The organism is Noviherbaspirillum agri, from assembly GCF_054780595.1.
The window spans coordinates 1-12581 of the sequence record NZ_BAAGWA010000014.1; the positions used below are offsets into that span (position 1 = coordinate 1).

The following is a 12581-nucleotide window of genomic DNA, read 5'->3' on the forward strand; positions in this document are numbered from 1 at the left end:
CGTTGGCTATGGACCTATAATCACGAACGCCCCAACATGGCCCTCGGCGGTATCACGCCGAAACAGAAACTGGCCTTGGCCGCATAGCCTCTACTCTCAGGCCGCTTCAAAAACGGGGGGATTACCGAAAGGCGGCATGTCCTTTCATGGCGGTTTTATAGGAGTGATGATTGCCATGGCTGTATGGGCCTATAAGGCAAAGCGAAACTTCTGGGATGTGATGGACTTTATTGCCCCCTTGGTCCCACTCGGTTATGCGGCTGGGCGGATCGGCAACTTTATCAATGCCGAATTGCCAGGCAGGCTGGCCGATGCCAGCTTGCCATGGGCAATGATCTGGCCCAATGTCGACAACCTGCCGCGCCATCCGTCCCCAATATATCAGGCATTGATCGATGGCGTATTGCTGTTCATTGTCTTGTGGATATTTGCACGCAAGCCCCGGCCACGCATGGCGGTCAGTGGTGTATTTGCATTGGGTTATGGGTGCGCACGCTTTTTTACTGAATATTTCCGCACGCCGGATTATGAAGTGATATTTGCCGGGATCACGATTTCAGCTGGCCAGATGCTGTCAATCCCAATGATTTTACTGGGCGCCCTCTTGCTGTTATGGGCGTATAGAAGAACCCGGGAAAACCGTTTGGCATAGTTATTGAAGCTGGAAAGCGATAACGTAAAGTACTTCAAATGAGAGATAAACGGAACTTGATTGACGGGAGAAAGCCTATTGTTTTTATCCAAGTAGTAAATTGATTACTTAACATAACATCCTATTTTAATTAGCTGTGAAGGAGAAAGTCATGAAAAAAACCGGTTTAGTGATCACCGTCTTTGCTGTCCTATTGTCAGGCTGTGCTGCTACGGCGGGTGAGTCAAAAATGGACAGCGGTTCAACGCAGCACGGTAAGGGAATGATGATGGGTATGGCAAAGATGGATGCGAACAATGATGGCGTCATAGCCAAAGACGAATTCATGAAGTCGCACGAAATGATGTTTGAGCGTATGAAAAACAAGGATGGCGTAATTGAGGCTAAGAAAATGGAAAACTGCTGCGCCGGCATGATGGGGGACGGCATGAAGGGAGGAATGATGGGCGGAGATAAGATGAAAGGCCACTCCATGATGGAGGGATGCCCGATGATGGACGGGCATATGGGAAAGGGTAAATAATTTTCGCTGTTCGATAAAACGATCCTTTCCTTTGCAATGTTGTTGAGCGCCTTCGGTAACGGTTAAAATTGCGTCGGCTCATGCGTCACACTGCCATCAAGAATTTGGATGAAACTGACCTGATATAGGAATTTGTAGCCAGTCGACAGGTTAGTCTTCCGGTTCATTTTTCCAATCGCAACCTACTGAGACCAGCCGTCACGTTAGTTCATACATTGCATTCGGGTGCGTTTACCCTGAGTCCCGGTATGGAAGACGGTTATCCTTTCTTCGGATAAATGTCAGGCAAGCACCAATCAGTACTTACCGTAGGACGCAAGTGGAAAGTTTGGCTCAAGTAATTGTTTTAGGCACGATCCGATTAAGCTTCGATGTGCTCTCGGAATTCGATAATGCCAAGATAGAAGAAGCGCTTGGCAAATGAATCGGCACATTTGCCGCCTCACACAAGGCAACTCTCGCTGGTGCCGTCACGGCGAATTAGGGGCATGCTTTGCAGCGTATAATCCCTTCTACGATGCAATATAGGAACCGGTCCGGCCTGTTTTACATACATCCATAAACAAGCTATTACGTATTTGAAATCTTCCCGTCATGCATTTGACAGTTGTATTTACGTATGATGATTATGCAGTCTAGTTTAACTAACGGGAGAATTGTCATGTTCAAGAAAGTTTTTGTTTTTTCCACTGCCGCTATGATTGCGTTGTCAGCATTTGCCGGAGATCCGTTCACGATCGAAAAATCGATCGAGCTCAAGGATGGATCGACGGTTCACATCTTTAAAGACGGTAAGATGGGAATGGAAAACAAATTCGGAAAAGTCGTCAGCATGAATGACGGCGATATCATGGAGGCCAGCAGCGGCGAGAAGATTGCTATGGACGGTAACGAGACGGAGCGCTTGCGCATGATGCTGCGTCCTCAATACCAGTACTGATACTGAATGCATTAATGCCGAGTGGCGGCATAAGTGGTTTGCCAATGTGCGGGGGGGGGCTGAGGTCGTTTGTGGAACATGTGCCCCATGATCGGCATGTGAGAAGGTGGCCCCGTTGAGAAATTTGGCCCAAGGATATCGTTAAACGGTTGATTCGCTTCGCTCCCTCGTGGCACCGGAATAATTGAATCCCATCAGGTGCAGGCTTCGGATCGAGTGTATGCCTGCGGATACCGCACTAGAATCGATTTCTCCAGTAACCAACGCGCCGTCGGTGAATGCAATCAGTATTGGAATTTCTGCTTGCGAGACCGGGGCGCTTCATCCGCCATTCTTGGTGCGGCAAACCGCTTAATGCAAGAACGTTGCATTGCTGCCGGCTGCGCGTAATCGGATGGCGGTTATCAGTGTCCGACACACGTCCGCGCATCGTCGACATGCCTTGAGACACCTTCTGCAGTGATCATCGTGGTGTTTTGCGCACTCGGTGGCGCAGGCGTCGCAGGTCTCGACGCAAATTTCGGAAATATTCTTCACCTGAAGAAGTGTGTCGTTCGTTATCTGCTGAACCGCGTTATACAGCAGTGTCGCAAGACTTCGGCACATTTCTGCGCATTCCAGGCTGAGCATGAGGCACGCTTCGGATTCATTCTGATTGGATGAGATTCGCAAAACGCACTCATCGCAGGCCGCAGCGCATTCAATGCAGGCATGCATACATGCTTCGAACGGTAGCTGCTCCATTTTCCTTTATCAGATAAATATGGATGACTGGACACGGATGATTTAATACTCGGCCATCCACTAACGTGAGAAGTGTAATTGAGATGAACATTTGACCGGATTACAAATTTGTAATTTCCCGGGAAGTTGATGAGCGACAAATGTGATTAGTCGACCGCCGATTGGTGCTTATTGCTGGCACACGTCGCCTCGATAGGAGTAGGAGCCAATGTCCCTTCAAATTGTCGTACAAAAATGAAGGGGCTGGAAAGTGGCATTGAGAACCATGGCACCGACTAAAGGGCGCAGTACGCTTCGAAAGGCGCTCGCAGCAGTGCCGTCATGGAGAATGACGCAGGCGGAATTTTCACGCGCAGGTTCCGGTCAAAGAGATGTTGCCGCACATGACGCAGTCGTGCTCCACATGACGCAGTCGTGCTCAATACGTTGCCGCATTTTCGCAACTTGTCGAATAGACGCGGACTCCCCCAAGGCGCGACCAGTGACTGAAGTACCAACCGGTGATGCTACAAGTGCGATTGACGTGGCGACGGTGTTTGGTTTGTGAAAGCAGTATTGATTCATTTGGTTTTTTACTTCCCAAAGGAGAAACAAATGCTTAAAAATCTCTTCTTAGTTATCGCGTTAGGTACTGCTGGCGTTTCCGCATTTGCCGACGATGCCGCGCGAGCAGCTGCCCAGAAAGTGATCGAACTCAAAGACGGTTCGACTTTGTACATCTTCAAGGATGGAAAAATGTCCATGGCGGATAAATTTGGCCGGGCCAGGCGCATGAAACAGGGCATGGTGATGGAGACCAAGGACGGCCAGAAACTCATGATGCACGGCGATGAGGTAATGCGCCTAGAGGCTCTGACTCGGCAAGGGCATGAAGGCGGATGACCTCTAGCTGTGAAGTAGCAGCAGGCTATTTGCGTTGGCACTGAATCTGCTCATGGGTGCGCTGCCACGAATGCATTGATGACGTCTTTGCCGAAAACAGGCCCGCAACCATGCGAGCCTGTTTTCACTCCACACGCCAATAAAACTATGCGTTAGTTTGTGCCCGGTAGAACCGAATTGCCATCTGCGTCCACGCAGGCACTCTAACGCCATTAGAAGGTGTGATTGATGCCAATTGAAACGCCCGTTTGGCTCAACTGACCATTTCCTGCTGGTGTAGCTGCACTAAATCCAGGTAAGTTGATCGGGCTGGCAGTGTACTGGTTGCTAAAGGCGCTGGTGAACTTGGCGCGATCAACTTCCACATAGAGCTCGGTGCGCTTGGAAAGTGCATATGTTCCGGCAACAATAAACAGATCTCGCTTGCCGTCCGCACCGGCGGTGGTGGTGTTCTTGGTACGATAAAAACCGCCGGTCAACTTCATGGCCGGAGTAAAGTTGTAGCTGGCACCAACCCACGCATTTTTGATCTTGGCTTCCAACGCGCCAACGTCCTGCTGTTCATCGATATAACCGAGCGCGACGCGGAAGGGTCCCATGACGTACGCACCACCGACCAGCCACTGGTCGTTATCCTGGTAGTTGGGAGACACTGCAGTGCCCACGTTCTGGTTGCGCCGTGTGAAAACCGCGCCTGCAGTAATCGGACCGCTTTCATAGTTTACGCCAACCCCTTTAGACGCGCCGTTTCTGACACTACCGGCCTGTTCCCCAAGTGCATACTCGGCGCGCGCCGTTACGGGGCCAAACTTGTTGGTGTACTGGATATCGTTGTTAAAGCGGCCCCCAGATGCTGGGTCAGCGGATGCCGCAAAAGCGAGCGGAACAATGGTCGGGAATTTGTAAGCGAATGGGTCATATGCACCAAGTTGCTTGAGCGCGATACTGTATTGGCGACCGAGATCCAACGAGCCCCAGCTGTTGCTGGCGATACCAACAAATGCCTGGCGGCTGAACATCAACGGAGAGGAGCCGGTAAAGGCACCGGTTCCCAAAATAAATCCGGACTCCAGCACGAAGTGGGCATTCATACCGCCTCCCAGATCTTCCACGCCCCTGAAGCCGAGACGGTTGGAGTTGGAAATGCCGGATGAAATAATGCCTCTTGACATGCTAAGCAGACTGTCGCCACTGTTGGCGCCTGCTGCACCGGCATTAGTCAGATAGCGCAGGCCGCCGTCCACCGAGCCGTAGACGGTAATGCTGGATTGCGCGTAGGCAGCACCAGCGCAGGAGCTTGCGACGGCAAGGGCGATAAGCGTTTTTTTCATATAGTCACCTCGAAATAAATGTTATTGGCGTCCGATAGTGGCGGACGGTCCCAGACTAAACACTTTCTTGCCGGGTTTCTAAGTCGTGGCAAAGTGGGGAAAGATGTTTTAAAAACAGCTATCGAGCGACTGCAATGCGTTGCGTACCTGCAACATCAGTGAAGATAGGAAGGTCAATATCTTGCTATTTCATTGATAGTTCCGAGACTACTTGGCCGCCTTCGGCTTATCAATCTTTGAGATAGCCCCCTGGATGACCGGACACAGTTAGTGCGTTATCTTTACGCATAGGAATACGACTGTGAATATGACTAGGAATAACCAAAAAATCGAGGTGGTCACGGTGACCGAGCAGCGTCGCAGACGATGGTCGGCCCAAGAGAAAGCAGACCTGGTCCGCCTGACTTACGAGCCTGGCATGAGCGTATCGCTGGTGGCGCGCCAGTATGGCGTGGCATCCAGCCAGTTGTTCAACTGGCGCAAGCTCGATCGTGAGGGGGCGTTGACCGCAGTGGGCGCTGGCGAGTCGGTGGTGCCGGCCAGTGAATTGGCGAATGCCCGCGCACAGATCGCCCAACTCCAGCGTCTGCTGGGCAAGAAGACGATGGAGAACGAGATTCTCAAGGAGGCAGTCGAGCTTGCTCGGGAACGAAAGTGGATTGCGCGCTCACCCTTGTCCGACAAGGACGGCCAATGAAGATGGTCTGTCAGGCGCTCGGGGTGGCGCGCTCGCATGTGCATGAACTGGCCCACCGGCCGCAAGATTGGATCGATGGCCGCACAGCGGGCTGTGTCGATCCGGTTTCGGATGCGATGCTGATTGAGGCGGTGCGCGCTGAAATCACGGCACTGCCGACCTATGGCTACCGTCGTGCCGGGGCGCTGGTGAACCGGACGCGCAGCCTGATCGGACTGCGCCCGGTGAACCATAAACGCTTTTACCGGGTGATGAAGCAGCATTGCCTGCTGCTGCCGAAAGCACCAAAACGCCGTGCCAGCAGCCGTCGTCATGAAGGCCTGGTGGCAGTGAGCGAGTCGGATCGGCGCTGGTGTTCCGATGGCTTTGAAATCGCCTGTGACAATGGCCAAGTCGTCACCGGCACCTTTACCAAAGATTGCTGTGATCGTGAAATCATTGCCTGGCGTGCGTGGTCAGGTCGCGGTTTGCCAGGTGAGCCGGTACGCGAGATACTGATTGAAGCGGTGGAGAAGCGGTTTGGCGATGTCGATGCCGACCCGGTCACCTTGGAATTGGAGTTCCTAAGCGACAATGACGGTGCTTACCGCGCCCACGAGACGCATGCCATTGCCAAGCAGCTGGGTCTGACGCCGATCCATACGCCGGTCTGCAGTCCGCAGTCCAACGGCATGGCGGAAAGCTTTGTGAATACGCTCAAGCAGGATTACGTCAGCCAGATGGATTGCAGCAGCGCCGCCGCGGTGCTGGCCCAGTTGCCAGACGCCTTTGAGCACTTCAATGAAGTTCATCCACATTCTGCATTGAAGCGGAAATCGCCTCGCATGTTCAGGAGGGAGTTGGTGCGTCAGACTCAGGAAAATGACGCAAATTAAGCCCTAGCCTGTGTCCGGTTATACAGGGGCAAGATCATCTTCGCCATCGCACTCATCATCTCGGTCATGACGTTTTCATCTCGGCATCGTCTCGACCATTTCACACAAAAAGAGTGACAGGCTCGGCTCCATGCCGCCGGATAAGCCATCTATAGACATTCACCGCGCCTACTTTTCTATGGCAGCATGTGTCATCACCTTGTGGCCTTACAAAACGCGAACACAATAGTAATGTTGTCGTCACGCGTCTGTTAACACCCCATTCCTATACTCCCCGTCTTATCGATAAGTCGGGCATTCCACATCAATAAATCCAATTTAGGTTTTATATGTGGCGCGCATGAGGCCGTGTGGTATGCCCTTTGGGGGAGACATTTATATGGCAAGCCGCGAGGAAGTTGCGCTGTTTCGTGCTGCGCGTGCCGGGAATAGCTCTGCTCAAGTGGCGCTTGGAAAGCAATATCTGCGTGGTGGATCGGGATTGCCCCAAAGCGCCATATCTGCACTGTATTGGCTGGAGCGCGCGGCACGGGCGGGAGATGAGGACGCTTGGATGTTAATCGGCAGCCATATAAGCTTCGAAGCAGCCATACAAGCGCCGGATCCATTAGGCTTATGTGTCTGGTATGCACGCGCATTTGATTCGGGAGTAATTCCGGCGGGGCTGATATTGGCGAAACTTGTTTTGGCAATAGGAAAAGACGAAGTTGAGCCGATGTGGGATAAGGCTTGGTCGGCACTCGAGGTGGCTGCGGAATCCGGGATCGCAGAGGCGCAGTGGTTGCTCGCGCAGCAAATAAAAGAACGAGACACTGCCGGGCATCATGGCGCCGCCGGTTTGCAGGCCGAGCAAAATCCGAACGCGTATTTGAAATGGGCGCGGCTCGCGGCAGACAATGGAATCCCGGATGCGCGTCGCCTGCTGGCGGAACATGCATGGCATGCCTCGGACCATGTCGAGTTCTTGTACTGGGCTTTGCCGATTGCTCGTGCCATCGTCGGGCCAACTTTGCGCGGCAACTCTGCTGGGCAAAACGTAAGCGATGAGGATGCCGAGTTGTTATTCCGCTGTGCCTATGTGCGCATTCTCACCAACCATTGCGATACGGAGGAAATAGAAGAATTCTGGCAACTGGCCGCGGAGTCCGGTAACAAACACGCGCAATTCTGGTTGGGACAGTGGTTCGCAAAGGACGACGAAAAAAATAACGCACTTGCAAGTATTCCCCGCCCTACAAATTACCGGAAGGCACTACATTGGCTTAAATTGGCGGGGAGGCAAGGTGTCGGCGACGCTTGGTATGCGATGTCGAAGATTTATCTGAAGTCTGAATTCATGCACCGCAGCCTCGACGAAGCGGAAGTGTGTCTGACATATGCAGCAGAGGCGGGGCATGCAGGTGCGCAATTGGAGCTAGGGAAGCGAGCCTGGAGGAACCGCCGCAGAAAACGCTCAAATGACGTCCTGGCAGTTTACTGGCTACAAAAAGCGGCTGCCCAAGAATGTGTGGAAGCCCAGCAGTTGCTTGGGAAAGTCACCGACGCGGCAATTCCTGCGGTCTGGGCGCAAACTGCGTTGCACCGCATGTCGATTGCGCCATCGTCTTCGCTGGCTTGCCGTCTCTTGGCTGCCCGTGTCGAGCTCGCAGCACTGTTTGGGCTGTCTCAGCGAGAGGCATTGCTGATCGACATAAACAAGGCGGATCGCGGGCACTGCCTGGCGATCGACATCAGGGAACAATATGCTCGGGGCAAGCGCCGCCTGATCCAAGTGCAGAGACAGGACGAGCGTCACATACTTGATCGCATTAAAACGCTGTTTGAACATATGGATTGCGGAGCGAATGGTCCCGAAGGCAATTATCGGCAACGCCTCTATCGCTTGAAACGCGTCCTGTCGCCTGCGCGATTCAACGAGCAAAACGAAAAATCGCTTGTGCCGAGCCGGAAGGCAGCGTCGTTATGACACGCAACACGCATTCCAGCTGGTTTGCGACGGCGAGTGACGTCACATCACAAACGGGTGTGGGAAGGCAGCGAGTCAATCTGACGCCTGATGCGGCGCAGATAAATAATGTGATGTGCGGCTGGGGCTCTCGGCGCGAAATCCTGGTCCTAATCCTACCGACAATGCGTTAGGCTCGGCCAAGCGCGGATGAAAGATAACTGATTTGTAATCTTGGTGTAATTTTATCGTTCCCTGCGGTTGCGTAGAATCGCCCTCAATTACCACTATAGTGGTCCTGCAGCTCAATACGGAATATCGGAGAGCGGCAAACACACCTCTTATAGAGAGTATTGATTTAAGTCAACAAACTGTCGGTGTGCAGTTACGTAGAATGCGGCTTGCTTCATTACTGCATTGATAAGAATTTCTAATATAAGCCTTGTGATGAAATTTCCTCACCGATCCCGCGTTGTTGCTGCACTGATTGCGCTACTTAGTACGCTGTTTACACAGCTCGCTGTCGCGGCGTATGTCTGCCCCAGCGTGCAAGTTGCCCATGCGCTCGCCGTCCAAGCACAGCAGGCCGCAACGGATCATCACAATTCACCGAATTGTGATGAGGATGTGCCAGACCGGTCGCCGCTTTGCCAGACGCATCTGCAGACCGGTGCGCAGTCGGTCGACAGGCCGCCGCTGCCGGAGATAGCGCCGTTTTTTGCGATGACTCTGCTTGCTTCCATTGCAGACAACGATGCATTCAGCGACCTTATTCGCGCCACCAGTCCGCGCATTCTGATGCGCTCCCCCGCGCCGCCACTGTCCATCCAGAACTGCTGTCTTCGAATTTGAATCCCAGCCTGCCGGGTATGTCTCCGCACTGCTGTTGCGGCTGCGGAGCGGCTAAATGCTGTCTGGAGGTCAGATGTCAACCGATTCTTCATGCTTCTACGCCAGCGCCGAGCGAGACGCTGGCGGTTCAGCGGCAGAACCAAATCGTGGCCGGACACCGCTGGTGTCATGGACGCACTGGCTTGCTTGCCGGGAGCGGCATTGCGTGCCAAGCAAATAACGTATTCCTCGAATCTCGCCTTTGAAGGGAAACCATATGCAATCAATTTTGCGCATTTACGCGGTCTCGGTGGTCTTGGCCGTCGGCGCGACGAATGCCGCTCTTGCAAACGAGCCACGCTTGGGGCAGAGCGTAGAGAGTCTTCTGGAGTTTGCACGGGAGCGTAACCCGGAATACGCGTCGATGCGCCTGGAAGCGCAGGCTGCGACCGAACGCGCCGCCGCGGCCGGCACGCTGCCCGACCCGAAACTGCAGGTGGAACTGCAGGACATCACGAAGATGGGCGAGCAGAACCCGACCTTGTCGCCGAGCCGGGTCGGACGGACCACGTACCGGATCGTGCAGGAACTGCCCTGGTTCGGCAAGCGCGGCCTGGAACGCGAGGTCGCCTCGTTCGAAGCGGAAGGCGCGCAAGGGCTGGCGCGCGGCTCCTGGGCGGAGCTGTCCGCGCGCCTCAAGTCCGGCTATGCAAAGTACTACTACATTTACCAGAACGAGCGCCTGACGCGCGAAATCCTGGACCTCGTCGCACGCCTGGAAAGAGTGTCGCAGGCGCGCTATGCCGGCGGCCTCGCCGCGCAATCCGACGCGATCCGCGCGCAGGTGGAGCAGACCGACCTGCGCAACGAGCTGATCATGCTGGAGAACGAAAAACGCATGACGCAGGCCCAGCTGAACATGATTCTTGCCCGCCCGGCGAATGCTCCGCTGGCTGAGCCGGAGCGCTTGCGGACGCTGCCTCAGCCGGCACAGCTCGAATACGCCGCACTTGGAGATCGCGTGCGCGCACGCAATCCACAACTGTTTGCGGAAGAGGCACGGATCAGGGCGGCGGAAAAAAGCCGCGAGCTGACCTACAAGAACCGCTATCCCGACTTCGCCATCGGCATCGCGCCGATGCAGACCGGCAGTTCGGTGAAGGAATGGGAGGTGATGTTCGAGATGAACATCCCTCTGCAGCAGTCGCGGCGCCGCGCGCAGGAGCGTGAAGCGGAAGCGATGCTGTCGGCGGCGAAGTCGCGCCGGGATGCGACCGCGAACCAGGTGCTGTCCGAGCTGGCGGAAAACCTGTCCGCGCTCGACGCCGCACGCCGCACCGAGACGCTGATCACGAACAGCCTGCTGCCGCAGGCCGAACTGACCTACCGGGCCGCACTGGCCAGCTATGAAAACGGCAAGGTGGATTTCGCCACCCTGCTCGACGCCCAGCGGCAGATCCGCCAGGCGAAACAGAACCAGATCAAGGCGCAGGCGGAAGCACAGGCTCGTCTGGCCGAAATCGAACGACTCCTGGGAGAGGAACTATGAAACAAGGCACAAACATCGCAATCGGCCTGGTTGTCGTCGCCGCAGTGGCGGCAGGCGGGGGTTACTGGCTGGGCAATCGCACGGGGACAGAGCATGGCGTGACGCCGGTCGCGGCGGGCGGGGAGGGGGCGAAGAAGGAACGCAAGATCCTCTACTACCGCAATCCGATGGGCCTGCCGGACACCTCGCCGGTACCGAAGAAGGACCCGATGGGCATGGACTACATCCCGGTCTTCGAAGGCGAGGAAGATGCTGAGCCGGCATCTGCGAACCAGATCAAGATCAGCACGGACAAGGTGCAGAAACTCGGCGTGCGCACCGAAAAGGCGACCGTCCGGGAAATCGGGAAAGTCGTGCGCGCAGCCGGTCGCATCGAGCCGGACGAACGGCGCGTGTTCGCGATCGCGCCCAAGTTCGAAGGCTATGTCGAGCGCTTGCACGTGAACGCGACCGGCCAGCCGGTCACCAAGGGGCAGCCATTATTCGACGTGTACAGCCCGGAGCTGGTGTCGGCACAGCGCGAATACGCGATTGCGGCGCAAGGACAGCAGTCACTGAAGGGGGCTGGCAGCGAAGCGCAGGACGGCATGAAGCAGCTGGCCGATTCCGCGCTGATGCGGCTGAGGAACTGGGACATTTCGGACGAACAGATCCGCGCGCTGGCGAAATCGGGCAACGCAAAACGTACCGTGACCTTTCGCTCGCCGGTGACCGGCGTCGTCACGGAAAAGAAGGCGCTGCAGGGCATGCGCTTCATGCCGGGTGAGATGCTGTACCAGGTGGCGGACCTGTCCTCGGTCTGGGCACTGGCCGACGTGTTCGAGCAGGATATCGGTCTGGTCAAATCGGGGGCGAAGGCCAAGCTTCGGATCAACGCCTATCCGGACAAGGAATTTGACGGCAAGGTGACGTACGTGTATCCGACGCTGAATGCCGAAACCCGTACCGCCCAGGTGCGGGTGGAGCTGGCCAATCCCGGCCAGCTGCTCAAGCCCGGCATGTTCGCCAACATGGAGCTGGCGGTGGCGGCAAAGGCTGGCGCCGTGGCAGTGCCGGTATCGTCCGTGATCGACAGCGGCACGCGCCGCATTGTGTTGGTGCAGGCCAAAGAAGGCCGCTTCGAGCCGCGCGAGGTCAAGCTCGGCGCACGCAGCGACGACTATGTCGAAGTGCTGGACGGCGTGAAGGAGGGCGAGGATGTCGTCGTCGCCGCCAACTTCCTGATCGATGCCGAGAGCAACCTGAAAGCCGCGGTCGGGGGCTTCGGTCATGCGCACGGCGGCGCGGGGGCAACGGGTGGTGAGCCCGCACCGGCAAAGGCGGGCGGCACCGGCCACAAGGCAGAAGGCACGGTCGAGGATGTGGATGCGAAGGCCGGCACGGTGAGTATCAACCACGGCCCGGTTGCAAGCCTCAAGTGGCCAGGCATGACGATGGAATTCAAGGTTGCCAATGACGCGCTGGTGAAGGACCTGAAGCCAGGCACGGAGATCAGCTTCGAATTCGTCGAGCGCCAGCCGGGCGAATGGGTGATCACCGGCGTGCGGCCCGCTGCCGGCAAGGCGAATAACAACGCTCCCGCGGCCAATCCCCACGCCGGACACTGAAGAGG

General features: G+C 55.7%; 10 protein-coding genes and 1 pseudogene. 9 read left to right on the plus strand and 2 right to left on the minus strand.

The annotated features are described in order from the left end of the window. Positions 1–127: 127 nt before the first annotated feature. The 3 genes and pseudogenes from lgt to ACYVIA_RS18395 all read left to right on the plus strand — a co-directional run. Positions 128–652 (plus strand): annotated as a pseudogene (gene lgt, locus ACYVIA_RS18385) (prolipoprotein diacylglyceryl transferase); the annotation flags it as partial. Positions 653–803: 151 nt separating this feature from the next. Continuing rightward, entirely contained in the window at positions 804–1175 is a 372-nt protein-coding gene (locus ACYVIA_RS18390; protein WP_460843382.1) for a hypothetical protein, read from the plus strand. Positions 1176–1836: 661 nt separating this feature from the next. Further along, the gene (locus ACYVIA_RS18395) at positions 1837–2115 is read left to right on the plus strand and encodes a CopK family periplasmic copper-binding protein (protein ID WP_460843384.1); all 279 of its coding nucleotides are present in this window, start codon (positions 1837–1839) and stop codon (positions 2113–2115) included. Positions 2116–2466: 351 nt separating this feature from the next. Here ACYVIA_RS18395 and ACYVIA_RS18400 read toward each other — a convergent pair whose 3' ends face one another. Further along, positions 2467–2859 carry a four-helix bundle copper-binding protein gene (locus ACYVIA_RS18400; RefSeq protein ID WP_460843386.1) on the minus strand — a complete coding sequence of 131 codons (393 nt, stop codon included), beginning with the start codon at positions 2857–2859 and terminating at the stop codon, positions 2467–2469. A 594-nt stretch (positions 2860–3453) separates the two neighbouring features. Between ACYVIA_RS18400 and copK the strand changes: the two genes are divergently transcribed. Then, positions 3454–3741, plus strand: coding sequence for a periplasmic Cu(I)/Cu(II)-binding protein CopK (gene copK / locus ACYVIA_RS18405; protein WP_460843388.1), 288 nt, complete (start codon positions 3454–3456; stop codon positions 3739–3741). 212 nt (positions 3742–3953) lie between these two features. On the opposite strand, the gene ACYVIA_RS18410 is transcribed toward copK, so the two are convergent. Further along, positions 3954–5072 (minus strand): porin, encoded by a 1119-nt coding sequence (locus ACYVIA_RS18410; protein ID WP_460843390.1) that lies wholly within the window; start codon positions 5070–5072, stop codon positions 3954–3956. Positions 5073–5379: 307 nt separating this feature from the next. Between ACYVIA_RS18410 and ACYVIA_RS18415 the strand changes: the two genes are divergently transcribed. The 5 genes from ACYVIA_RS18415 to ACYVIA_RS18435 all read left to right on the plus strand — a co-directional run bounded on the left by ACYVIA_RS18415 (position 5380) and on the right by ACYVIA_RS18435 (position 12576). Then, positions 5380–6644 (plus strand): IS3 family transposase gene (locus tag ACYVIA_RS18415; RefSeq protein ID WP_460843392.1). Its coding sequence is split into 2 segments (ribosomal slippage): positions 5380–5728 and positions 5728–6644, totalling 1266 coding nucleotides; the frame shifts between segments, so codons are not numbered across the junction. A 379-nt stretch (positions 6645–7023) separates the two neighbouring features. After that, complete coding sequence (locus ACYVIA_RS18420) at positions 7024–8610, plus strand: tetratricopeptide repeat protein (protein WP_460843394.1); 1587 nt, start codon at positions 7024–7026, stop codon at positions 8608–8610. 426 nt (positions 8611–9036) lie between these two features. After that, positions 9037–9441: a hypothetical protein gene (locus ACYVIA_RS18425; RefSeq protein WP_460843396.1), complete on the plus strand. Its 405-nt coding sequence runs from the start codon at positions 9037–9039 to the stop codon at positions 9439–9441. Between the two features lie 256 nt (positions 9442–9697). Beyond that, positions 9698–10969: a TolC family protein gene (locus tag ACYVIA_RS18430; protein WP_460843398.1), complete on the plus strand. Its 1272-nt coding sequence runs from the start codon at positions 9698–9700 to the stop codon at positions 10967–10969. Further along, a complete protein-coding gene (locus ACYVIA_RS18435) occupies positions 10966–12576 on the plus strand; it encodes an efflux RND transporter periplasmic adaptor subunit (protein ID WP_460843402.1) in 1611 nt (536 codons plus the stop codon). The genes ACYVIA_RS18430 and ACYVIA_RS18435 overlap by 4 nt, the downstream gene beginning before the upstream one ends. Positions 12577–12581 lie beyond the last annotated feature (5 nt).